This window comes from Pararhodobacter sp., from assembly GCF_034676545.1.
Classification (GTDB): Bacteria; Pseudomonadota; Alphaproteobacteria; order Rhodobacterales; family Rhodobacteraceae; genus Pararhodobacter.
Window position 1 is genome coordinate 1 of the sequence record NZ_JAUCBZ010000014.1, and the last position, 22,910, is coordinate 22,910.

The 22,910-nt window shown below is 55.2% G+C and carries 29 protein-coding genes and 2 pseudogenes; 7 read left to right on the forward strand and 24 right to left on the reverse strand.

The window, feature by feature from the left end; genetic code table 11:
• Nucleotides 1-1,640 (reverse strand): heavy metal translocating P-type ATPase (locus tag VDQ28_RS03200; protein ID WP_416349346.1); only part of this gene is annotated, 1,640 nt, incomplete at its 3' end.
• A gap of 285 nt (nt 1,641-1,925) precedes the next feature.
• On the reverse strand, nt 1,926-2,555 hold the full coding sequence (locus VDQ28_RS03205) for a class I SAM-dependent methyltransferase (RefSeq protein WP_323034574.1): 630 nt from the start codon (nt 2,553-2,555) through the stop codon (nt 1,926-1,928).
• A gap of 260 nt (nt 2,556-2,815) precedes the next feature.
• Between VDQ28_RS03205 and chrA the strand changes: the two genes are divergently transcribed.
• Nucleotides 2,816-4,036: a chromate efflux transporter gene (gene chrA / locus VDQ28_RS03210; protein WP_323034586.1), complete on the forward strand. Its 1,221-nt coding sequence runs from the start codon at nt 2,816-2,818 to the stop codon at nt 4,034-4,036.
• Between the two features lie 27 nt (nt 4,037-4,063).
• On the opposite strand, the gene VDQ28_RS03215 is transcribed toward chrA, so the two are convergent.
• Nucleotides 4,064-5,122, reverse strand: coding sequence for a DMT family transporter (locus VDQ28_RS03215; protein WP_323034575.1), 1,059 nt, complete (start codon nt 5,120-5,122; stop codon nt 4,064-4,066).
• Nucleotides 5,123-5,129: 7 nt separating this feature from the next.
• Nucleotides 5,130-5,561: an Hg(II)-responsive transcriptional regulator gene (merR, locus tag VDQ28_RS03220; RefSeq protein WP_323034576.1), complete on the reverse strand. Its 432-nt coding sequence runs from the start codon at nt 5,559-5,561 to the stop codon at nt 5,130-5,132.
• Between the two features lie 40 nt (nt 5,562-5,601).
• Here merR and merT point away from each other — a divergent pair, with 40 nt between their 5' ends.
• Genes merT through VDQ28_RS03235 form a run of 3 tightly spaced genes read left to right on the forward strand, consistent with a single transcriptional unit; the run spans nt 5,602 to nt 6,497 of the window.
• On the forward strand, nt 5,602-5,982 hold the full coding sequence (gene merT / locus VDQ28_RS03225; protein WP_323034577.1) for a mercuric ion transporter MerT: 381 nt from the start codon (nt 5,602-5,604) through the stop codon (nt 5,980-5,982).
• A gap of 12 nt (nt 5,983-5,994) precedes the next feature.
• Nucleotides 5,995-6,279: a mercury resistance system periplasmic binding protein MerP gene (gene merP, locus VDQ28_RS03230; RefSeq protein ID WP_323034578.1), complete on the forward strand. Its 285-nt coding sequence runs from the start codon at nt 5,995-5,997 to the stop codon at nt 6,277-6,279.
• Nucleotides 6,276-6,497: a GDCCVxC domain-containing (seleno)protein gene (locus VDQ28_RS03235; protein ID WP_323034579.1), complete on the forward strand. Its 222-nt coding sequence runs from the start codon at nt 6,276-6,278 to the stop codon at nt 6,495-6,497. The genes merP and VDQ28_RS03235 overlap by 4 nt, the downstream gene beginning before the upstream one ends.
• A gap of 77 nt (nt 6,498-6,574) precedes the next feature.
• Here the strand turns inward: VDQ28_RS03235 and VDQ28_RS03240 are convergent.
• The 15 genes and pseudogenes from VDQ28_RS03240 to ccmA form a co-directional block, all read right to left on the reverse strand.
• Nucleotides 6,575-6,958: pseudogene (locus tag VDQ28_RS03240) on the reverse strand (arsenic resistance protein); the annotation flags it as partial.
• A 123-nt stretch (nt 6,959-7,081) separates the two neighbouring features.
• On the reverse strand, nt 7,082-7,579 hold the full coding sequence (locus tag VDQ28_RS03245; RefSeq protein WP_323011199.1) for an ArsI/CadI family heavy metal resistance metalloenzyme: 498 nt from the start codon (nt 7,577-7,579) through the stop codon (nt 7,082-7,084).
• The gene (locus tag VDQ28_RS03250; protein WP_323011200.1) at nt 7,576-7,911 is read right to left on the reverse strand and encodes a metalloregulator ArsR/SmtB family transcription factor; all 336 of its coding nucleotides are present in this window, start codon (nt 7,909-7,911) and stop codon (nt 7,576-7,578) included. Before VDQ28_RS03250 ends, VDQ28_RS03245 begins: the two co-directional genes overlap by 4 nt.
• A gap of 200 nt (nt 7,912-8,111) precedes the next feature.
• On the reverse strand, nt 8,112-8,474 hold the full coding sequence (locus VDQ28_RS03255; protein ID WP_323011201.1) for a hypothetical protein: 363 nt from the start codon (nt 8,472-8,474) through the stop codon (nt 8,112-8,114).
• A 725-nt stretch (nt 8,475-9,199) separates the two neighbouring features.
• On the reverse strand, nt 9,200-9,946 hold the full coding sequence (locus tag VDQ28_RS03260; RefSeq protein WP_323011202.1) for a cytochrome c biogenesis CcdA family protein: 747 nt from the start codon (nt 9,944-9,946) through the stop codon (nt 9,200-9,202).
• Between the two features lie 43 nt (nt 9,947-9,989).
• The gene (locus VDQ28_RS03265) at nt 9,990-10,607 is read right to left on the reverse strand and encodes a TlpA disulfide reductase family protein (protein WP_323011203.1); all 618 of its coding nucleotides are present in this window, start codon (nt 10,605-10,607) and stop codon (nt 9,990-9,992) included.
• Between the two features lie 19 nt (nt 10,608-10,626).
• Entirely contained in the window at nt 10,627-11,484 is an 858-nt protein-coding gene (ccmI, locus tag VDQ28_RS03270; RefSeq protein ID WP_323011204.1) for a c-type cytochrome biogenesis protein CcmI, read from the reverse strand.
• Complete coding sequence (locus VDQ28_RS03275; RefSeq protein ID WP_323011205.1) at nt 11,481-11,936, reverse strand: cytochrome c-type biogenesis protein; 456 nt, start codon at nt 11,934-11,936, stop codon at nt 11,481-11,483. Before VDQ28_RS03275 ends, ccmI begins: the two co-directional genes overlap by 4 nt.
• Nucleotides 11,933-12,457, reverse strand: coding sequence for a DsbE family thiol:disulfide interchange protein (locus tag VDQ28_RS03280; RefSeq protein ID WP_323011206.1), 525 nt, complete (start codon nt 12,455-12,457; stop codon nt 11,933-11,935). Before VDQ28_RS03280 ends, VDQ28_RS03275 begins: the two co-directional genes overlap by 4 nt.
• Nucleotides 12,454-14,415 (reverse strand): heme lyase CcmF/NrfE family subunit, encoded by a 1,962-nt coding sequence (locus tag VDQ28_RS03285; RefSeq protein WP_323011207.1) that lies wholly within the window; start codon nt 14,413-14,415, stop codon nt 12,454-12,456. Before VDQ28_RS03285 ends, VDQ28_RS03280 begins: the two co-directional genes overlap by 4 nt.
• A 5-nt stretch (nt 14,416-14,420) precedes the next feature.
• On the reverse strand, nt 14,421-14,867 hold the full coding sequence (gene ccmE / locus VDQ28_RS03290; RefSeq protein WP_323011208.1) for a cytochrome c maturation protein CcmE: 447 nt from the start codon (nt 14,865-14,867) through the stop codon (nt 14,421-14,423).
• A complete protein-coding gene (gene ccmD, locus VDQ28_RS22550) occupies nt 14,864-15,148 on the reverse strand; it encodes a heme exporter protein CcmD (RefSeq protein WP_323011209.1) in 285 nt (94 codons plus the stop codon). Before ccmD ends, ccmE begins: the two co-directional genes overlap by 4 nt.
• Nucleotides 15,043-15,780 (reverse strand): heme ABC transporter permease CcmC, encoded by a 738-nt coding sequence (gene ccmC / locus VDQ28_RS03295; RefSeq protein WP_323034580.1) that lies wholly within the window; start codon nt 15,778-15,780, stop codon nt 15,043-15,045. Before ccmC ends, ccmD begins: the two co-directional genes overlap by 106 nt.
• A gap of 11 nt (nt 15,781-15,791) precedes the next feature.
• The gene (gene ccmB, locus VDQ28_RS03300) at nt 15,792-16,475 is read right to left on the reverse strand and encodes a heme exporter protein CcmB (protein ID WP_323011211.1); all 684 of its coding nucleotides are present in this window, start codon (nt 16,473-16,475) and stop codon (nt 15,792-15,794) included.
• Nucleotides 16,472-17,086, reverse strand: coding sequence for a cytochrome c biogenesis heme-transporting ATPase CcmA (ccmA, locus tag VDQ28_RS03305; protein WP_323011212.1), 615 nt, complete (start codon nt 17,084-17,086; stop codon nt 16,472-16,474). The genes ccmB and ccmA overlap by 4 nt, the downstream gene beginning before the upstream one ends.
• Nucleotides 17,087-17,975: 889 nt before the next feature.
• Here ccmA and VDQ28_RS03310 point away from each other — a divergent pair.
• The 3 genes and pseudogenes from VDQ28_RS03310 to VDQ28_RS03320 all read left to right on the forward strand — a co-directional run.
• A complete protein-coding gene (locus VDQ28_RS03310) occupies nt 17,976-18,146 on the forward strand; it encodes a heavy metal-associated domain-containing protein (RefSeq protein ID WP_323034581.1) in 171 nt (56 codons plus the stop codon).
• Between the two features lie 73 nt (nt 18,147-18,219).
• Nucleotides 18,220-18,612, forward strand: a complete 393-nt coding sequence (locus VDQ28_RS03315; protein WP_323011213.1) for a MerR family transcriptional regulator — start codon at nt 18,220-18,222, stop codon at nt 18,610-18,612.
• A gap of 341 nt (nt 18,613-18,953) precedes the next feature.
• Nucleotides 18,954-19,267 (forward strand): annotated as a pseudogene (locus VDQ28_RS03320) (transposase); the annotation flags it as partial.
• Nucleotides 19,268-19,304: 37 nt separating this feature from the next.
• Here the strand turns inward: VDQ28_RS03320 and tnpC are convergent.
• The 5 genes from tnpC to VDQ28_RS03345 form a co-directional block, all read right to left on the reverse strand.
• Nucleotides 19,305-20,831 (reverse strand): IS66 family transposase, encoded by a 1,527-nt coding sequence (tnpC, locus tag VDQ28_RS03325; protein ID WP_416349347.1) that lies wholly within the window; start codon nt 20,829-20,831, stop codon nt 19,305-19,307.
• Between the two features lie 206 nt (nt 20,832-21,037).
• Entirely contained in the window at nt 21,038-21,382 is a 345-nt protein-coding gene (tnpB, locus tag VDQ28_RS03330) for an IS66 family insertion sequence element accessory protein TnpB (RefSeq protein WP_323034248.1), read from the reverse strand.
• An 11-nt stretch (nt 21,383-21,393) separates the two neighbouring features.
• Complete coding sequence (gene tnpA / locus VDQ28_RS03335) at nt 21,394-21,762, reverse strand: IS66 family insertion sequence element accessory protein TnpA (protein WP_269360395.1); 369 nt, start codon at nt 21,760-21,762, stop codon at nt 21,394-21,396.
• Nucleotides 21,763-22,190: 428 nt separating this feature from the next.
• Nucleotides 22,191-22,436 (reverse strand): hypothetical protein, encoded by a 246-nt coding sequence (locus VDQ28_RS03340; protein ID WP_323034583.1) that lies wholly within the window; start codon nt 22,434-22,436, stop codon nt 22,191-22,193.
• A gap of 5 nt (nt 22,437-22,441) precedes the next feature.
• Nucleotides 22,442-22,910 (reverse strand): solute carrier family 23 protein (locus tag VDQ28_RS03345; protein WP_323034584.1); only part of this gene is annotated, 469 nt, incomplete at its 5' end.

Below are 22,910 nucleotides of genomic sequence, written 5' to 3' on the forward strand. Positions count from 1 at the left end.
CCGTCTACCGTGGCTAATACAATGCCCTGCTCTCGCGCGGCGCTCACGATGGCGTCGGCCAAGGGGTGTTCGCTGCCTTGATCCAGACTGGCAGCCAGGCGCAGTACCTCGTCAGCGCTACCACCTTGGACAGGAACCGCTTGTTCAAATGTGGGGCGCCCTTCGGTAAGTGTACCGGTCTTATCGACGATCAAGGTATCCACCTTACGGAAGTTCTCGATCGCGGCAGCGTCACGAAACAAGACGCCATGTGTCGCACCACGACCCGTCGCCACCATGATCGACATGGGCGTAGCCAGGCCTAACGCACACGGACAGGCAATGATCAAGACGGCCACTGCATTGATGAGGCCATATACCCAACTTGGCTGCGGCCCCCAGAGCCCCCACACAAAAAACGTGATGATGGCGATGGCAACGACCGCCATGACGAAATACCCCGCCACGTGATCGGCCATGCGCTGCATAGGCGCTCGGGAGCGCTGTGCCTGCGCCACGAGCTGCACAATTTGAGCCAACACCGTGGCCGCGCCCACCTTCTCAGCACGAATCACCAAGGCGCCGGACGTATTCATCGTCGCGCCGATCACTTTGTCGCCGACGCGCTTGCTGACGGGCAGCGGTTCACCGGTCAGCATGGATTCATCTACTGAACTCGCGCCCTCCTCGACCGTCCCATCGACCGGTACTTTCTCGCCAGGACGCACACGCAAGCGATCGCCTTCATGAACGTGGGTGAGCGGTACGTCTTCTTCAGTGCCATCAGCCCCGATCCGCCGAGCGGTCTTTGGAGCCAGCCCCATTAGTGACCTGATGGCTGCAGAGGTCTGCGAACGCGCTTTCAACTCCAGGATTTGTCCGAAAAGCGTCAATGAGATGATGACGACCGCAGCCTCGAAGTACACCGCGATGCGCCCCATGGATAGGAACGTGTCGGGGAAGACTTCAGGCGCAACCGTCGCCACGACGCTATAGATAAACGCCGCCGATGTACCTAGTCCGATGAGCGTCCACATATTCGGGCTGCGGTTGATCACGGACTGCACGCCTCGCACAAAAAATGGCCAACCTGCCCAAAGCACTACCGGCAAGGAAAGCACCAGCTCGATCCAGCTTTGGGTCGTCAGCTCAAACCAGCCCAGTTGGTGTCCGAACATGGCCAGCGTGGTGACGATCAGCGTGAGCGGCAAGGTCCACCAAAATCGACGGCTAAAGTCCACCAACTCGGGGTTATCGTCCTCTAGCGAGGGCATCAGCGGTTCTAGCGCCATGCCGCACTTGGGGCAGCTTCCAGGGTGGTCTTGGCGAATCTCCGGATGCATCGGACAGGTGTAGATGGTGCCTGGCGCTACGGCTTCGGTGTGCTGCTCTTCTGGCTGGCCTTTAGAGAGATATTTGGTCGGGTCAGCGCTGAATTTGGCTTTGCAGCCCGTACTGCAGAAATAATATGGCTGACCATCATGCGCCAGATGGTGTGGCGATTGCTCGGTCACTGCCATGCCACAGACCGGATCTTTTAATGCTGAGGTCGGGGATGCGTCCGGTTTGGCATGAGTCTCACCAACGTGCATTGATCCGCCGCTCAAATCACTCGATTGGCCGTGATGAGCATGCTCGTGGTCGTGGTCGTGTGGTGTCATAGCGCAGCTGCTTTCCCTGTTTGGTACTAAGCTACGCCGACTGATATCACCATCTAGAAACAGCGTAGAGTCTGAGATTGGAACCGATGGTTAGGCTGATTGATCATGCCATACTTTGCTACGCTCAAAGCTGACAATTTGCCATCAGCTTGATTACATTTTTGTCATCTTCTGGGCGTGGGTCAGTAACTTGGCGACGCTCGAACCTTGCCGTCCCGCCCTCATGGCAGTGGCCTGCAAACAGTGCTAATTGTTTTGCAGCGCCTCAAGCGCGACCAGCTGAAATTAGCTCTTGCGGCAATAACAATAGACGAACTTTTGCAAGGCCCCTGATGGCGTGTGGTGATCTTCCTTCACATGCTGCATCAACGTAAAGGAAGCGCCAAACTCGTCATGAAGCTCCTCGGAACTGTAGCGTGCGACCGGCAGCCCACTGCATCGCGTCGGACCATCCTCGGCAAAGGTGGCGACAATGACGTGTCCGCCCGGCCGGACTGAACGCAGAACCTGCTCAACATAGGCATGGCGCTCCTGCTCCGAGATAAGGAAGTGGAAAACTGCACGATCATGCCAGACGTCATAGGCATTTTTGGGGAGCTGTACTTCGGTGATATTAGCTTCCATCCACTGGACAGCACACGCGCGGCTACCGAGTCGCTGCTGAGCTGCTGTCATGGCTGTCGCAGACAGATCGAGAACCGTAATATTGGAAAAGCCGCCATCCAGAAGGTCGTCAACCAATGTAGACGCACCACCTCCTACATCAATAATCGATGCGTCGGCAGGTATGCCAGTTTCGTTGATTAGCCTCAACGACAACTTGGCGTGTGGTTGAAACCAGCTCACGTGATCACTCGACTTGGAGGCGTAAACGGTATCCCAATGTTCCTTTGACTGCATGGCAAATCCTCTCATCGCACATCTACTCTGCGCGATACGCTTGATGCCCCCACAAGGCTTCTTCCAGCTCACCCCCTCAGTTTATCCTTATCTCGACCAATATCTGCGGCACCAATGACACACGGCCTCTCAACAAACTGACCAACTCGCGGCACGGGAAACAACACGGATAAAATTACCACATTCTTCAGGCCAACCAAAGCAACCACACAACATAGAACTTCGAGTACTGTGTGGTGATTATTTTCAGAATTAAACGTAGGGCAAGCGGAAAAATGACGCCATTGACGACCTGCGACCCTCCTGTCAAAGGGGTCAACGCCTGGAAAGTGTTTCTCATTTTTCTTCGGCTCGGGCTTACGTCGTTTGGCGGGCCCGTTGCCCATCTTGGCTACTTTCGAGAGGAGTTCGTTAACCGCCGGCACTGGCTCAGCGACAACAGTTATACCGATCTTGTCGCGCTTTGCCAGTTTTTGCCTGGCCCTGCCAGTAGCCAAGTTGGTTTGGCGCTTGGGCTATCTCGTGCAGGATATGGCGGTGCGCTCGCAGCGTGGATGGGCTTCACCCTTCCGTCGGCGGTCATGCTCGTACTCTTTGCGCTCGGTATTTCAACGTGGGGCGAAGCTATTCCAAGCGGCATACTGCAGGGCTTAAAAATTGCGGCGGTAGCCGTTGTTGCACAAGCAGTATGGGGGATGGCGCGTAACCTTTGCACGGGCGCCCTGCGCGTGACCATGATGGCGATCGTGTCTTGCGTAGTCCTGGTATGGCCAGGCGTTTGGAGCCAAGTGAGCGTGATGATCGCAGCAGGACTCGCTGGTTTGTTTTTATTCAAAGCACCCGAAGGATTGGCGCATGAGCCGCTCGACATTACGGTAAGCCGTCGTGCCGGCGCCCTTTTCCTGACGCTATGCATCGCTCTGTTGATCGGGCTGCCTCTGCTTGTTCAGGTCTGGCCGAGCCAGGCTCTGTCTATGTTTGATGTGTTTTATCGCGCCGGATCCTTGGTTTTTGGTGGTGGGCATGTCATCTTGCCCTTATTGCAAGCCGAAGTCGTGCCCAACGGTTGGGTGGCCAATGACACGTTCCTGGCTGGCTATGGCGCCGCTCAGGCCGTGCCCGGCCCTCTCTTCACGTTTGCCGCCTTTTTGGGCGCGTCAATGACGGCGGCACCAACTGGCTGGCTGGGCGGCCTGCTTTGCCTGATTGCCATCTTCGTGCCCTCGTTTCTGATCGTGTTGGGCGCGCTGCCGTTTTGGGAGCAGTTACGCACCAACCTGCGCATGCGATCTGCGCTGATTGGCGTGAATGCAGCAGTAGTTGGGCTGCTGTTGGCTGCCCTTTATGATCCGGTTTGGACCAGTGCGATCCATCGGCCCACCGACTTTGGACTGGCGCTAATCGCTCTTGTTGCCTTGATGTTTTGGCACCTTCCGCCCTGGCTTACTGTGTTGGGGTGTGGACTAGGCGGCTGGTTACTCAGTATTGCCCTATAAACTCACCGCAAATATAACGAATAGGTATCAATGCTTGTGTCGATGGTGAGCGTCTGGAAAATGCTCGTGGGCATGAGTTAACGGCTCATGACGATGCCAATGGCTATGCGCTGTACCCGGCGCGACAGGCACATCGTGCGAATGCTGGTGATGCTCGTCATGGGTATGTCGGTGCTCATGCTCCAACGCCTCATGGGTATGGCTATGGCTATGGCGCTCAGTCAAGTGCAGCCAAATCCCGACGGCCATCAAGGCCCCTGCGACCAGCAAGGGCACGGTGACCGATTCGCCCAGAGCAATTGCCAATACAGCACCAAAGAACGGTGCGACTGAAAAATACGCTCCGGTACGCGCTGTGCCCAGATGACGTAGGCTGACCACGAACAACGCGAGGCTTACGCCATACGCCAAAAAGCCCACCACCATGGCACCAGTCAAGCTTGGCCATGTGGGCAGCGAAGCACCTAAAATAAACGCCAAAATCAAATTCACAATGCCGGCGACCAGCCCTTTCATCGAAGCAATCCACGTGGCATCAGTAAGCGCGACCTTACGCGTCAGATTGTTATCGATCCCCCACGCCAGGCAGGCCCCGAGCACCGCCAATGCAGGCCAAACTCCGGCAAAGTGCGCTTCGCCCGGCCAGCTCAACACCAGCGCCCCTGCGACGATGGCCACCATGCCGAGTGCAATGCGGCGATCAAAATTCTCTTTAAAGACAAACCACGCCAAAAGTGCCGTAAACACACCTTCAGCATTGAGCAGCAAGGAGGCGCCCGATGCGGGCATCCCTGTTAAACCAACCATGAGCAAAACGGGACCGACCACGCCTCCAGCGCCAATGGCTCCGAGCAACCAAGGCACTTCGTAGCGCGGTAGCCGCACTGCTGGCGCGCGCGTCAAGCGGCGATAAAGCGTAAGCCCAATGCCCGAGCCTAAATACAGCAGGCCAGCCAGCAGCCAGGGGCTGACACTCTCAAGCAATAATTTAGCCAGAGGTGTCCCTGCTCCGAAAAGCAGCGCCGCCAGTAAAGCGGACATCACGCCCGGTTGATGTAAATTCTGCTTCCAATGAGGTGTAGGCATGCGAACTCTACAGGGATTTGGTGAGATATTCGCTTGACTCGTGCAATGCTGAAATCAGCGGACATTTGACTGCATTGTGCGCTGAACCGCATTGGGCCACGAGTTGATCCAGTGCCCTTTCGATGCGCTGCAGATCAGCGAGTTTTTCGCGTACGTCTAGAAGTTTATGCTCGGCGATCTCACGCGCTTCCTCGCAATGCATGCCATCGTCAAGCTTCAGCAGTTCGCCTACTTCGGCCAGGCTAAAACCCAGTCGCTGCGATGCTTTGATAAAACGTACCCGATCAAGATCAGCGTCGGTATAGCGGCGAATACGGCCATAGGCGCGCTCTGGTAGAGGCATCAGACCCTTGCGCTGGTAGAAGCGAATAGCCTCGACATTAATTCCGGCCGCCTGCGCCAGCAGACCCACCGTCAGCGTTTTTGAGGTTTTTTTCATTGATTGACTCTGTACTTAAGTACAGAAGTAAGCTTACACCATGCAAATAGATTCCACGAGCAAAAATACGACGACGACAACACAGGCCAAGCATCCCGCATTGCTTGCGAGCGGTATCGCTGCCCTCCTGGCGTCGACCTGCTGCCTGGGACCACTGGTACTGATCACACTAGGCTTTTCGGGGGCATGGATTGGCAATCTGACAGTGCTCGAACCATATCGGCCTGTCTTCGTGAGCGCGGCTTTAGTAGCGTTGTTCTTTGCTTGGCGACGCATCTGGCGACCTGTCCTGGTCTGCTCATCTGGGAATGTTTGTGCCACACCGCAAGTCAAGCGTATCTATAAATTGTTATTCGGCACCGTATCCGGGCTAACGCTGAGCGCACTTGCGTTCCCCTACGTCGCCCCATGGTTCTACTAGAAGGAAGAAGTCATGAAAAAAATGCTTGTAGCCGCCGCATTGAGCATACTGACCGCTCCAGCTTGGGCCGTTCCCACGACTGTTACTTTATCTATACCGACGATGGACTGTCCGGTATGCCCTATTACGGTGAAGAAAGCACTCACCAAGGTGCCGGGTGTCAGTCAGGCGACTATAAGCTATGAAAAACGCCTAGCCACCGTCACGTATGAGAGTACCAAGGCCTCCGTAGATGCCCTCGTACAAGCTACGACGAACGCAGGCTATCCATCGATATTGATGGAGCACGCAAAATGAGTGCCGTTATCCTGGAGTCGATGTTGACCTGCCCGGAATGTGGGTACGCCAAAAAAGAATGCATGCCGACCGACGCCTGCCAGTGGTTCTACGAGTGTGAACAATGCCATACCGTACTGAAGCCTAAGCCTGGCGACTGCTGTGTTTATTGCTCCTACGGTTCGGTGCCATGCCCACCGGTTCAGGAGCATGGCAAACAGCGTGGTTGCTGTGGCTGACATTGACCTCATTAACGCCGCAGGTTCATAATTCAACCACTTGCAGATCTCCGCTCACCATGCCTTCATCTAGTCTCCGTATCCAACTGGTCAGCGGGTAACCAGCCTGCAAACAGGTGGCGTATGAAGATCCAGGCCAAGAGCGCCATCGAAAAGGGTTTCACCAGCCAGTTTACGAATAGCGTCACGCCGATGCCGCGCCAGTGGCTGGTTACCTGCCCCATGGCGGCGAAATCGATCTTGATCAGCATGGGGATGATCATGACCCAGATCAGCAGGCCCACTGGCAGATTAACTTGTGCCACCTCCACAGCCGCGATGCCTTGAAATACCCCTGGCATGCCTTGACCGAGCAAGATGCCCGCGATGATACAAAGCAGCACCCAAACAGTTAGGTAGCGCTCAAAGAAGCTGATACCGCCGCCCTGCGGGAGAGCGGCTACTTGCGCGACTGAGCTCATTCCTTGGGCTCCGCGATTCGTTGACTGCTAGCGCTATAGGCCCGAAGGCAATCTTTGCCCAGCACATTGAAAGTTCTGTCAGACATGATCGGATAGTGATTTGAAAGGTTGGGTCATTGAGCCCTAGCAGCAAGCTGAGCCAGGCTTACAGCACGCATTTTCTGCCTTGGGCGCCATGTCAAAGGAGTTCGAGACAGGTGTGCAGCACACGCCACCGCTGTCTGTTGCCTGGCGAGACTGGCCATAGGTCGGTGCGCTCTCCAGCGTCTGGAATGACTCCCAGGCCACGCCTTGAGGATCAACAGACCAGTACTTGTCGGACTTTGCATAGCAGCAGGTCATATTGCTTTGCTCCTGCAAAGGCAGGCTCGCACTTACCAGACGGTCTTGCATCTCTGCTAGCTCTTCATTGGTTTCCACCTGAATTCCCAGGTGATCGACACCGAGCTTGTCTGGCGAAGTGCCTCGGGCGGAGATCGCAAAATTCACCCGTGGGTCGTCGAGCGCCCATTTCGCATAGTCTGATTTGACCGTTGTGGGTTCGGCTGCAAAGAGTGCTGAGTAGTAGCGGATGCTGGCCGACAGGTCGGCTACCGCGACATGGACATGAAAGCGCTTCATGATTTGGACTCCAATGAGGTGTCACAGCTGGTGATGGGAGAGCACGGATTGCCGCCACAGCAGTTTTCCGTGAGGTAACCAAGCAAATCGTTCATCGTCTCGTAGCGTGCTGAATAAATAATCGACCGCCCATCCTGACGACTGGCGAGCAATCCTGCCCGGTGTAGCTCTTTCAAATGAAAGGACAATGATGAGGCGGGTATCTCCATCAACTCGGCGATACGCCCTGCGGGCAGGCCCTCTGGCCCGGCTTGCACCAAGAGGCGATAGACCGATAAGCGAATCGAGTGAGCTAGGGCGGCAAGCGCTTCAAGAACTGAATTTGTTTCCATATTTCTACTATAGTCGAACAATTGAGCACTTGCAACCAATTTATGGAGCTTTGGTCGGGAGTATCTAGCTCAGAGGCTCAGCAGTAATTTTTCTCGAAAATATCCCGATATTTCCACTGAGCCGGTCGAGTAGATGCTGTAAGTTGTGCGCCATCCCATGCTGCAAAGGGATGACGCCTCTTTCGCCTATACGAGCCTAACTATTTAGACGTAGACGAGGACGGTGCTTCAAGTTTATCGGCATATTTCATCATAATCTCGCCCATGGAGCGCATCATCTCGCCATGCATCTGCATCATGACTTTTCCGTTGGGCCCTCCTTCTGAGCCCATCATCGGACAACCGCCCATCATTCCCATCATGCCACCACCCATCATGCCGCCCTCGCCCATGCCACCACGCATCATATGGCCCATTCTGGGTGTATTGCCGTCCTGCGTCATCCCTGACGCATTGGGCATGGTCACGGTGCTATCACCGCTAGGTGTCGCTGCAAAGGCTACGTTCCCCATACCCAACAAAAGAACGGTAAAAGATGTAATAAGCAATCTCGTCGTATTCATGTATATCTCCTAGATTCAATTAACTCCACGCGCGGCCCTGCGGATTACGCAGGCGCCAATTCGGAAAAACTCGTTAAATAAATATTCTGTGCGTACGCGGAGGCGGAGGCATAACATCTGGAAGAAACTGATCGGGAAGAAAATTGCTGGGCACAGCATAAGCCATCAAAACAGCTATAGCTGCCAATTGAAGTCTGTCAGGTAGTACAGCCACCATGCATGACAATGACATGCAAGCCCCGCTGTGAAACCCCGGCAGGGCCGTGGCAATAGGCATTTGCCCATTGTGCAGGTTTTCATGAACATCTCGACCGGCCACTACCTGAGCCTCTGTAGACATAGTCATCATCGGCATATCAGGGCATACAGTCGCCTGTGCGATGGATCCGAATAGTGATATCCACGCGATCAAAATGCACACAAAAGCTTTGATCCAGGTCATTTAACTAGTATAGGTTAACGGCTGACATACTGCTATAGCTAGTCCTTGAGGAGCCTGTGTGTTTATAGCCAGCCAGCTCTGTAAAACATTCAAGTTAGTGACAAGTGCAGCAATTCGTTCTGATCTCAATTGCTCGTCACTCCTAGCCTGTACTGAAGCGGCAATTGGGGTCTTGATAAATGGTGATTGATTTGCTTGCCGCTTGCGCTAAGGTTGTCGTTGTCATAAATATTGCTGCCAAAATCACCTTTTTCATCTGAAATTTTCCTTTATAAAAGCTGTACTACCCAATCGCCCCAAGCGCCGGAAAGGTCTTCAGTAGCCAAATTGCAAACCGCACCAACTGTCCACTGGCTACCGCAATGCCCATCAGCACCAGAATCGCGCCGGTGATTATCTGAAGGTAGCGACCCGCACGGCGCAACGAACCCAGTCGACGCATAAAGGGGGTCATGAAGTACGCGGAAAGAAGGAACGGCACACCTAACCCCAGTGCGTAAATACCCAAAAGCAGTACGCCCTGTCCAAGACTCTCAGAAGTGGCACCAAGTATGAGGATACCGCCGAGCACCGGACCGATACACGGCGTCCAACCGAAACCGAACGCCATACCAAGCACGGTAGCCGACCAGGGTTTTCCGCCGCCTGCACTGGGCTCGAAGCGGTAGTAACGCTGCATCCACATGGGAGCACGTATCACGCCCATAATCATCAGGCCGGCGATGACAATAACGCCGCCCGCTGCAATATTCAGTTCATAGCGATACGATAAGAACAAACGCCCGATTGCGGTGATGCTGGCTCCTAAAATCAGGAATACCATGGAAAAACCTGCAACGAAGCATGCACTAAGACCTAGTGCTCTCCATCGAGCGGAGCGCCCCTCGAAATCAGAGGTGCTTAACTGAGCGGATCCGCCCGCAATGTAGGAAAGATAGCCTGGCACAAGTGGCAAGACACAGGGCGAGAGAAAGGAAGCAATACCGGCGAAGAACGCTGTTAATAGCCCAATGACAGTTAATTCAAGCATAGCGTAGCCTCTGTGAAATAATCGATTCCAATGTCATTGCTTGTCACCTCTCATCCAGAGTAGGAGTGTGCAGCAGTGCACCATCAATCAAGGCTTCAACTTGCGGGCTATCCCAGGCCGCAGGCCCCATCGCCCGGCCGATTTCGCGACCTTCTTGATCTATCAATAGCGTTGTTGGCACACCCGGCGCACGCAGCGTGTCTGAAACCCTTGTTGTCGGGTCAACGTAATGCTTTAACGTGCGAATGCCAAAATCCTGATAGAACGGCTTGATCAAATCGGGATCTCGATCGATCGACAGCGCAACGACTTCAAAATCGGGGCCACCACGCTTGGCATTTAGCCGATCCAGCGATGGCATCTCCTCCCGGCACGGAGGACACCAGGTCGCCCATACATTGAGCAATATGACACGACCTTGAAAATCGGCCAAGGTCACGGTCTTACCCGTCGTATCCTGAAAGGCGATCAAAGGCAGTTTGCGTGGAGTATGCCAGCGCATGAAGCGCTGTCCACCTATGTCCACCGAAACATTAAGGACACCACTAAGGAGGCTTTTCGAGGCATTATTACGTTGATAAAAAAATAAAACCATCGCGATGGCGATCACGCAAATTAACACCATCGCCGCCCATGCAATTATCTTAAAAGAGTTCTTCATGACTAATATTTAGCATCCATCAGTTCTCGGCAGTCACTGTTTCGGTCTGCTCTTGGCGGGTCCGCTCTATGGTGTTTGCAACAGCCCGCGCGGCGTCAGAATCAGGCGGAAGCTGCCCGAGCAATTGTCGCCAGTAATCGATAGCTGCCGGATAGTCTTGGCGCCCAAGCGCCGCAGCTCCAGCCAAAGTCAGGGCAAATGGCTCGTTAGGATTGAGTGCTAGTGCGCGCTCCAACAATTGCGTTGGTTCCCCTTTGAATCCTGCAGGGCTGATTCTGGCGAGTGTTTCAGCATATTCAGACAAGGCCAAAGGATCTGTCTGGATGACGCTAGCCGCATTACTAAAGGCCTCCGCTGCGTCGGCATACCGCTCAAAATAGCGATAAGAACGTGCCAGCATGAGCCAGCCATGCGCGTCGTCGGGATTGCTTGCCAAGCGTGCTGCCAGCGAGTCCACCATGGCCTGTACATCGGCTTGTGTCACGGCAGAAGCGCTTTGCGCAGATGGCGGCGTAATCGCTGCTGGATTGCCCAAGGACAGATAGCTAAGGGTTGCCGCCACAGGCAGGACAATAGCCAGTGCTATGGCTGCTTGCTTGCTGCTCCGACGTCGTAGCTTGGTATCATGGGCTGGCGTTGCCTCTTCGAGGACGCGTCGTTGCAGCTCTTGCTGGGCTACAGCATGATCCTCTAAAGACAATATACCGTTGTCTCTATCCTGTTCCAGCTCAATCAATTGGTCGCGCAGTACTGCCGCATTGACGACGTGATGCTCGACGCTACTGTCCAACCTGGGTCCACGCCACAGCACTGACGCCAGCCATAAGGTGACACCGGCAAGTAGTAATGCTGCAATCAAGGTAAAAATTAGATTCATGGTGATGTTCCTGTTTCTGTGGTTTGGGCTAGCAGCGCCTGCGCTCTTTTGCGCTCGTCGTCACTTAACACTGTGTCAGCCACGTCGCTTTTGCGGCGACGCAATGTGAGCGCCAGAACAAGGAAGCCAAAACCCAACAACAACATGGGGCCAAACCATAGCAATAGCGTGGTGGGCTTTAATGGCGTGCGATACAGCACGAAGTCGCCATAGCGATCCACCATATAGGCTCTGATCTCAGTATCGCTTCGGCCTGCCTGAATCTGCTCGCGTATCTGCTGACGCAAATCCACGGCTAGGTCGGCGCGCGAAGCCGCGATTGATTCGTTCTGGCACACCAGACAGCGCAGCTCGCCAGCAATATCCAACATGCGCCTTTCCGTCGCGCTGTTATCCGCCCACGATGGCAAGGCGATGACCGCACACAATAATGTCAGCCACCAACGTTTCATTGCTCAAGCTCCCGTATCAGCGGTAGTATCGTGTCGCGTACCGCACTATCGGTTACTGCACCGATGTGCTTGTAACGAATGAGCCCATCCTTATCGATAACAAAGGTCTCGGGCACGCCGTAAACGCCATAGTCGATACCCACGCGCCCTTGCGTGTCGGACACGGATAACACATATCCGTTGCCATGACGTTCCAGCCAGGCAATAGCTTCTCCACGTATATCCTTGTAGTTCAGGCCGACTATAGGCACTCCGTGTGTTTTAGCTAAAGCCGTAATCACGGGGTGCTCTTCAAGGCAGGCGTAGCACCAGGAGGCCCACACATTGAGCAACCACACTTTGCCTTTCATCGCTTCCGGTGAAAACGTCTCCTCTGGGGACGCCAGCTGGGGCAACGTGAAATTAGGTGCAGACTTGTTAATTAAAGGTGAAGGGACCTCGCTGGGCTTAAGGGTCAAACCGAAACCCAGGAAGCCAACCAGTACGACAAAACCGACCAACGGCCATATAAAGCGACTCATGCTGTGGCTCCTCCTGCCACCAAGGCGGCCTTTCGTTCTCGACGCTTAAGTCGATAACGACGATCACTGATAGCTAACAGCCCACCCAGCGCCATTAAAATACAACCAATCCAGATCCAATCAACGAATGGTTTGTAGTAAACACGCACGCTCCAGGCACCGTCGGCGAGTGGCTCACCCAGCGCGATATACAAGTGACGCAGCCCATTGGCATCAATGGCCGCTTCGGTCATGGGCATTTCCGAGGAGATGTAGCTGCGTTTTTCGGGATGAAGCAGACGCAAAGTCCGACCATCGCGTGACAGCTCGATGTCACCGACTTCTGCGACATAATTAGGCCCCTGGGCCTTATTGACGCCTAGAAACTTCAACTCATAGCCTCCTGTACTTACCGTGCTACCAGGCGTCATACGCACATCTTGTTCGGTCTCATAGCCCATGACGAGCGTCACTCCCGCTACGAACACAGCAATACCTAAATGAGCCAGATGCATGCCTAGCCAACTACGCGGTTGGGCACGCAGCCCAGTGCGCGTTGCCCGCATACGGTCAACGATGCCCTTAACCACCGCAGTGGCAATCCACGTGGCCAGTGCCAGACCTAACGCCACCAGCGCCGACCAGCGCCCTAACATGAACGGTGCGCCAACACCGATCACAAGCGCCACCGCAGCTGGGACATGCAGGTGTTTTATCAGAGCGCTTATCTTGGCCGACTTCCAGTTAGCCACCGGGCCTACCGCCATGAGAAGCAGGGCGGGCACCATTAGCGGTATGAAAACGGCATTAAAGTATGGCGGCCCCACGGAAAGCTTGCCTAACCCGAGTGCATCAATGAAAAGCGGATACAAGGTTCCGAGAATGACGGCCCCTGCTGCTACGGCCAACAATACGTTGTTCACCAGCAAGAGAGATTCACGCGATATCAGTTCAAACCGCCCGCCCATGCCCACCTTGGGCGCACGCAGCGCAAATAAAACCAAGGACGAGCCCACCACCACGGCAAATAGCATCAAAATGAACACGCCACGGCGCGGGTCGGTGGCAAAGGCGTGTACCGATGTCAGCACGCCGGAGCGCACCAGAAAGGCTCCAAGTAAGGACAGTGAGAATGTGCTGATAGCAAGCAGTACCGTCCAGTTCTTGAAGCTGGCGCGTTTTTCGGTGACTGCTAGGGAATGAATCAAAGCTGTACCGACCAGCCATGGAATAAAAGAAGAGTTCTCTACCGGATCCCAGAACCACCAACCGCCCCAACCCAACTCGTAATAGGCCCACCAACTTCCCAGGGCAATACCCAAGGTCAGGAACAACCACGCTGCCGTTGCCCAGGGCCTAGACCAACGGGCCCAGGTCGAGTCGAGCTGCCCGGCCAGCAACGCGGCGATGGCAAATGCAAAGGCTACTGAAAATCCGACATACCCCATGTACAACAAGGGTGGATGGAATATCAACCCTATGTCTTGCAGCAGAGGATTCAAATCCATCCCCTCTATGGGCGCAGGAACCAGGCGCTCGAACGGGTTGGAGGTGAGCAGCACAAAGAGCAGGAATCCAGCAGTGACCAGGCCCAACACCCCCAATACGCGTGCCACCATGACATCAGGCAGTTGCTTTGAGAACACACTTACTGCATACGCCCAGCCTGTTTGCATCAGTAGCCACAGTAAGAGCGATCCTTCGTGACCACCCCAAACGGCGGCGATACGGTAAAGCAAGGGCAGTTGCGAGTTGGAGTTCTGGGCGACGTAAGTCACCGAAAAATCCTTAACAATGAAGGACCAACCAAGCGTCGCGAAGCTAAAAATAATTAAAAGAAACTGCGCGCGCGCGGCGGGTCGAGCAAAGGCGATCCAGACAGCATTGCCACGCGCCGCGCCGGCGAGGGCTAAACAGCCCTGCGCAAGCGCTACGAATAGTGTCAGGATGAGTGAAAAATGACCGAGTTCAGCAATCATGAGCGTTATGGCCTCACAGTAATCATGTTCTTGGCGGCCTCATCCAGCGCATGCTGCGCTTCAGGGGGCATATAGTTCTCATCGTGTTTGGCAAGCACCTCTTCCGCCCGGAACAACCCATCGGCCCCGAGCTTGCCTTGAGCCACCACCCCTTTGCCTTCACTAAACAGGTCGGGCAATATTCCCGTATAACTGACCGGTATCATTTTGGCGGTATCGGTGACAACGAACTTCACCGTTAGCCCATCACTTTGGCGCTGCACACTGCCGGTTTGCACCATGCCGCCGACGCGAAACGTCCGCTCCTGGGGGGCTTCACCAGCACTCACCTGCGTAGGCGTGAAGAAAAATACGAGGTTGCTCTGAAAAGCATTGAGAACTAACGCTGTGGCGATGCCGAAAGCCGCCACGCCACCAGCAATGAGGGCGATACGTTTATGGCGATTTTTCATCGAGATTCCTCCTTTCTCAGGATTAACTGGCGCTTTACTTGCGATAAAGCCGCTAGTCGGCGCTGACGCAACAGGAGCCATTCGGCGCACAGAACGACAATGGCGACTCCGAATGAACCCCATACGTACTGTCCATAACCGCCCATGGCAAAAAATTCAGCAGGATTCGTCCAATTCATTGCTTTACCTCCTTCAATTCGTCCAACCATCCAGCATGGTGTTCGCGTTCCAAAATGATGCAGCGCACGCGCATCAGCACGATCGCCACCGTATACATCCATGACGCCAAGGCCATAATCAGCATGCCGACCAGCATGACCATTGCCATCGAGGGCGCTTGCGTCAGCGAAACAGATGCACCTTGATGCAGGGTGTTCCACCACTGCACCGAGAAATAAATAATGGGGATATTCACCACGCCGACGAGAGCAAGGACAGCACCGGCCTTATCCGCGCGCCGTGGCTCATCAACCGCTGACTGAAGCGCCATAAAACCGATGTACAAAAAGAGAAGAATCAGCTCGGAGGTCAGGCGCGCATCCCAGACCCACCAGGTCCCCCACATGGGCTTGCCCCACAAGGCGCCCGTCCAAAGCGAAAGGAACGTGAACATGGCGCCGGTAGGGGCCAAGGCCGAGGCCATCATGGCAGCCAAACGATTGTTAAATGCCAGCCCTATCGCAGCCCAGAAAGCCATGACCAAATAAATGAACATCGACATCCAGGAGACCGGCACGTGCAGGAAGATGATGCGATAGCCCTCGCCTTGCTGTGCGTCGGTGGGCGCCATGAAGAAACCCACGTACATCCCTATGATTGTCAGGATCGCCGCGGCGGCCGCAAACCATGGAATCAGCTTGCCAGCAAGCGGATAAAACATTTTGGGTGATGAATACTTAAACCAATTAATCATTCATTTACTCATTATTCCAACGCAATCCGTAATGCCACGGTTGTGGCCCATGGTGCAAAAAAAGCAGTTAAAACCAGCACGGCGCCCAGCAATGACAGATGCGCCGTAGCCCCCAGACCGACAGCGGCAGCGTCTACGGAACCCGCGCCAAAGATCAGGACCGGCACATAAAGCGGAAGTACAAGCAAGGCGACCAGGACGCTGCCGCCTCGCAGGCCCAGGGTCAAACTCGCTCCGATCGCGCCAATAAAACCAAGTACAGGGGTACCAATGGCCAGCGACGCAGCCAGCACCAGTAACGAAGGCGTTGGTAAATCGAATTGCAAGGCCAGCAGCGGAGCCAGCAAGGTCAAGGGCAAACCCGTCAATAGCCAATACGCGACCACCTTGCCCAGCACCAGCATCCCTAGCGGAGCGGGAGAAAGGGCCATTTGCTCCAAGGTGCCGTCGGCGTAATCCTGCTCAAACAGCCGGTCAAGCGACAACATAGACGCCAGCAGTGCCACCACCCACAAAATGCCTGGAGCGATCTGTCGCAAGGTGTCGCGCTCTGCTCCTATGCCCAAGGGGAACAGGCTCACCACGATGACAAAGAAAAAAAGCGGCGTCAGCACATCGGACTTGCGTCGCATGGCTAGCCTTAAATCGCGTTGAATCATGCCGCACAGCACACTCAGGCCAAATGCGTCGCTCATGGGCCTACTCGTAGAAGTTGTGTTTTACCGCTTAGTGCAATGTTCTGATGGCTAGTCAAAACAACCATCCCGCCACTGCTGAGATGGCAGTCGATTTCACTGATTAGCCACAGGCTTGCTTGTGCATCCAATGCTGTCAGAGGTTCATCGAGCACCCACAAGGTACGTTTCTGTAGCAGTATCTTGGTCAGATTGGCACGACGTTTTTGTCCTTGTGACAGGGTGCGCACAGGCAGATGCTCCCTCCCCCGCAATCCAGCATGGCCCAAGGCCTGATAGGCAGCTTCCAGGGTGACGGCTTCATCAGCCAGTGCCATACTGAAAGTGAGGTTTTCTATGGCGCTTAGATCGTCCTTCAAACCTATGGGGTGACCGCAATACAGCAGCGCGCGTCGGTAGTCATCGCCTAGCGTCTTGATCGGATTGCCTTGCCAATGAATGGCGCCGCCAGCCGCAGGCGTTAATCCTACCAACATGCGTAAAAGACTGGTTTTGCCGCTGCCGTTTTGGCCGTGCACCAACAGGCATTCGCCAGCCTTAAGCTGAAAGTTCAGATGATGAAATAGGCGGCGCTCACCACGCACGCAGTCCAAATTGATGACTTCAAGCACCGTCGACCCTTGTCCACAAATATGTTAGTAACCAGGTGACATCGGTATTTGGGCCCAGCGTCGATATGCAATGTATCGTCCGTTACATACGAGGCTAAGCGCTACCGTAGTGAATTGCTGGGTTCGCGCCCAAAGTTAATTGAACGCGACGACGCTGAAGACGCAGGTGTAAATCAGGGGGGAAGTCGGATCAGCGGCTCGCCAGCTTAGGCAAGAAAAAGCCACTGGGGCCGCTCGGGCCGTTCAGAGAAGGTTGGTAAGCTCAAAGGCGTTTCTTGAAACCGAAGGATCGAGCTAGAGGATATCGAGGAAGTAGTTTGATTTGAAGATGAAATAATCGAAACCGCTGGCGCGTGACATGTATGCTCGTACTGATCCAGAAGCACCGAGTTCGAACTGGTTTGCTGAGTCTCGTCGCTCGAATATACACGCTGCTCTTGATCGTCGCTATAACAAGCCTCGACGCAAATTTCCCTATCCGGCTGGCAATATTCGCTCACGACGCCCCACGAGGCCTGGAGCGGCAGCATAAGCAGCATAAAAATAAGGAGAAGTTTCTTCATTGCACTAGCGATTGTACTGGGTGCCGGTATCCCTCGCAAATGAGCGTAAAAAACCACCTTCGCCTTGAGGGCAATGATGCCGTTAACAGTCTTCACAACAATAAGTAACGAAGAGAGAACGAAAAGATCCCTGGCATGCGAGCGACTATCCTTGCCCTCCCCTCCCTACCGTGGTGGCGCGCGCCACAACCTCCCCATCAACCTTGCAAGAGCTCAAGGGCTCAAAATCCGATTCGCCGTATGAGTTTTTGCTCTTGACCTTCCGGTAATGGTAAGCAATATGCTTTTTCTTAACCTATTGGAACCAAACGACAAGGAGGTGCAAATTGAACGCACTGACACTGCCAAAGGACGTTTTGACGACTGCGAACAGCCTGTCGATCGAAGGCCTGGTTCGTACATTGTGCGTGGGCCTAGTCGAACTCGCACTCAAAGCTGTTCCCGGTGTTACCGAGGCGACGACGAGTTTGGCAACCAAGTGGGCCGGCGTGCGCTGATTTCACTCACCGCCGGCAGTGGCCGAATCCCCGCATCACACAGAATTTGAGTAAATGCAAAGGAGGCATCAACATGAATATCGGGCGAGTGGCGAAAGACTCCGGCGTTTCGACGAAGATGATCCGATACTATGAACGGATCGGACTGCTCCCTCCCGCGAGCCGCAGGAAGTCGGGTTATCGGAGCTATTCTCTGTCTGATGTGCACGTGCTGCGGTTTATCCGCAGGGGGCGTGATCTTGGCTTTTCGGTAGCAGATCTCAATGAGTTGTTGAGCCTTTGGCGTGACAGCTCACGTCAGAGTGCTGACGTAAAACGAAACGCTGCGGCTCATATGGCTGAATTACACGGGAAAATTAACAGTCTGGAACAAATTGCTAATGCGCTTCAAACGTTGATCGAATGTTGCTCTGACGATAATCGCCCATCTTACCCAGATATGGCCGACCCTGAGCACACCAATTAACGCAAAAAAACAGTCAAGAAACCGGTAAGGCCAAGTGCATTAAACATTAAGATATTCAAACGTTGGCCGACCATGCTGCTCGCTTTGAGTGAGTTTAAATAAGCTTTTATGATGTCTATTTGGATCAGCTGCCCAAAACCATGCCATAGCACTATTAAACGCATGGTCATCACACATGCTTTGATCGGCGGAGTGAGATAGCGTACGCCACTTCTCGCAAATTTTTTTGTCCAAACTTGTTATTTCTGGGCAAAGAATCTGAACTATGCCACTTCTGACCTCTAAAGTGGACCCCGGAATCGAGACAGCGGTTTAAGCTGTAATCCGAGGAGGAAAGCAGCGTGACAGAGGTTAAGAAACGCAAGGTTCACAGCGCAGAATTCAAGGCGAAGGTGGGCATGGAAGCGATCCGCGGGGAGAAGACGCTCAACGAAATAGGACAACAGTACGGTGTGCATCCCGTGGTGGTCAGCCAGTGGAAGAAGGCAATCCAGGAACAGGCAGCCACGCTGTTTGCCAGCAAGCGTGGCCCAAAGCCTGCAGAGCACGCCGACGAGGACCGCTTGTACAGCGAGATCGGGCGCCTGAAGATGGAATTGGATTGGCTCAAAAAAAAGTCCGGACTATGAACGCAGACGTACGGATGAACTGGGTCATGCAGGACACGTCCCGTAAGCGGTGCATCTCCCCCATTATTCCCAGGCGGCGAGATTCATGGCTAAATCTTGGTCATGAGTATTCCACGGCAACAGCGCCTCGATTTCGTCCACTGTTTGGGCCATCGGCAGGTGTTCCAGCACAAAGCGCAGCCACGCATAGGGCTCGCGCCCGTTGGCCTTGGCCGTTTCCAGCAGCGAATACAGTACCGCGCTGGCGTGTGCACCCGCCGGGGTATCCGCAAAAAGCCACGCTTTTCTGCCAATCACAAACGGCCTGATGGCGTTTTCTGCGGGGTTGTTATCGATGGGCAAATCGCCGCACTCGGTATAGCGGATCAGGCGCGGCCAGACCTTGTGCAGATATCCCAACGCTTCGCCCAGCTTGCTCCTGGGCGTGACCCCCGGCAGGGTTTCATCCAACCATGCACGCAGCTTTTGCAGGATCGGCAGGCTGTGGGTCTGGCGCGCCTCGAAGCGCTGCGCATCGCTCGCTGTTTTCAGCTTGGCCTCGATACGATATAGCCGGGCGAACAGATCCAGCGCGTGGTCTGCGCGGGCACTCTTGCCTTTGGGGCTGACCCGTTTGGCTTCGACGAACTTGCGCCGAGCATGGGCTGCGCACGCCAGGTGCTCCACACCGGGCAGGCGCGCCACCGGCGCGTAGCCTTCGTACCCGTCGGTCATCAGGTAACCCTGCCAGCCTTCGAGCAGGCGTACCGGTATCTGCCCCGAACGGCTCGCCTCGTAATCAAACAACACCACCGTGCGCCCCGGCGGCCCGCCGCGCTGCACCCACATATAACTTTTAGAGGTCGGACTTCGCCCTGGTTCTTTCAACACTTGAACCGTGGTTTCATCCATGTGGATGACGGGCGCATCCAGCAAGGTGTCGCGGGCCAGATTGTGCAGCGGCTGCAAGGCCTGGGCGAGCCTGATCATGGCCCGCGTCATGCTCTGGCGTGGGACGTCCACCTGGTGGCGGGCCATCACCTTCTCGAAGCGCGCCAGAGGCAGGCCGTCGACATACTTCACCACCGCCATCATCGCCAGGAACCCGGCGCTGAAGTTGCTGCGCGGCAGGACCTGCGCCGATGCCGGCTGCTGTACCGGTGCCTGATCGCCCTTGGGGCAGGCGTAGCGCGGGCGCACCGTGCGGATCACGCGGATTTGCATCGGCACGATGTCCAGCTGTTCACTCACGTCTTCGCCGATACGCACCATGGGGGTGCCGCAGGCGCATTGGCGTTCTGCTTCGGGGACATCGACCAGGAACTCGACGCGGGGCAGCTCGGGCGGCAAAGCGCGGCGATGACCGCGCTTGGGGCGAGGCGTGTTGTGCGCGGGCGCGCCCTCGTGTGCGTCTTCGAGATCAGCGGCCTGCTCGGCCAAGGCTTCCACTTCGTTAAACAGCTCGCCCTGGTGCGACTCGCTACTGGGGCCGAACACCTGATGCCGGGCCAAGCGCCATTGCTCAAGGATGCGTTGCACCGCCTCGGCGACCCCTGTGGCGACGCCGGCGGCAATCCCTTCTTGCAGTTTCCTCTCGAACTCGGATTGCATCGCCGAACGCAAGGCGTGAAGGTGGGTTTCGTTCTGCGCCTGCAGCGTGGCCCGTAACTCGGCCAGCGTCTTTTCGCGCTCGGCTTTCAATGCCGCCTGGAAGGCTTCAACCGAGGTCGGCACAGCGCCGATTTCGGGGCTGAGCTCAGGGGGGAAGGATGGGGTGGCTGCAGGGCGATCAGACATGCATAATTATACCAGAATTATCACATAACTGACTGATATTTCAGTGTTTTATGAGGATAATTCGCCCATAAATCAAACCCTTCCAACAGCCACTCCAACTCTTTGGGGGTGAGTGTCACGGTCGCTTGCGCGCCTGGCGCGGGCCAGGCAAAGCGCTCTTTCTCCAGCCGCTTCTGCCAAAGGCAAAAGCCGTTGCGATGCCAATACAGAATCTTGATGCGGTTGCGCTGGCGATTCACGAACACGAATAACGTATCGCCGAAGACATCCAGTTCCAGCTCGCTTTGCACCAGCGCGGCCAGCCCGTCGATCTGCTTGCGAAAGTCCACCGGCACGCAGCACAAGTAGACCTGCCCAATCGCCACTCCCGGGTGCATCAATGCACCTGCTCAGTCAGCGCCTGACGCACCTGCGCCAGCCACTGCGGGCTGGGCAAGCCGGGCAGCTCCAGACGCAGGCCAGCGCCCAGCACCAGTACATGGCGATCCGCCGCGACAGGGTGATCGACAGCGGCGAGCGGACCCACGCTGACCGGCACAAACTGGCGCGCAACCGGCGCAGCCACCGCCTTGACGGGCACCTGAGCCTTCCGCTCCAGGGCTTTGAGGCGCCGGCGCCAATAATACAGGCTTGAGACCGGCAACCCCTCACGCTGCGCGTAGGCCGTGGCGCCAATGCCCTCGCGCGCTATCGCGTCAAGGTGCATTTCCCACCAGGCCTGCCCTGGTCCTCGACTCGTCGACATCCTCGGTTCTCCTGTTTGCTTGCAGAACTGATACGATGCCCCACAGAGCGGGCGCGAACAATCATGGGAAAAATGGAGCGTTTACATATAAATCGCATTAGAGTTCACTTCAGACTCAGCATAAGGCGAGTGCTGTGGTGATTGAGCACAGACAATCACAGTCAAGGGGCCACCACTCAACACTTTCGTGGTGATTGAAATCGAAGTAGGCCCGCAGCAGCATCAATTTGCCAACTTTAGTTCCGATGCCTACCAGCATCGATTGAATAGGCGATTAAAATGGAACTAAAGTCGGCTAGAATTTATATAATCTAGATTAAGATGTGTCTGTTAGCTATTGAAATAAAAGCACATACCACATTGTGAAATTATCCGCGTTTAGTTCTGCGCACTAGGTTACCGCCTGCTGCCTTGAAACAGACCCCAGCTCAGGCGCTGGAGGCAGATTGGCTGGTGGCGCTGGCGTCCAGCCCCTCGGACTCGGCCTGGCTGCTGGGCTGAGCCAGTGACTTGCTGGCGGCTGCGTGGTTGAAGACCATGTTCAGGATAATGGCGACGACGGCAGCGGAACTGATTCCGGATTGGAAAATGGTGGAAAACCATTCCGGGAAATCCTTGTAGAAGTCAGGCGCGCCAGGATTGCCGCCCATCGCCCAGAAGGTAGCGACCGGCATCAAGGTCAGCCCAATCGTGGTGATGACGATACCAGTGACCAAGGGCGGAAAAACCGGATGACACGCGCAAAAACAGGGATAATGACCAAGCCCAGAAAGGAGGCTGCCATGACGGCGCCAAAGATGGCTGGCAAGCCTCCCCCTGTGTTCAGGATGGCAATCATGGTGGCCACTCCGGCAAATGAAACGCCTTGTACCAGGGGAAGTTGGGCGCCAAAAAATGGCACGCCCAGCGTTTGCAGCAAGGTTGCCAAGCCCCCCATGAACAAGCAGGCGGTAATCAATAAGCCCAGTTCGTCGGCAGGCAGGCCGGCTGCTTCGCCAATGATCAAGGGGACGGCGATGATGCCCCCATACATGGTCAGCACGTGCTGCAATCCAAATGCCAGATTGGCACCCAATCCGGGATTCTCGTCTTCCGGTCGCAACGCCGGTGTGCTGCGATTGACGGATATTTTGAATGTACTCATTGCT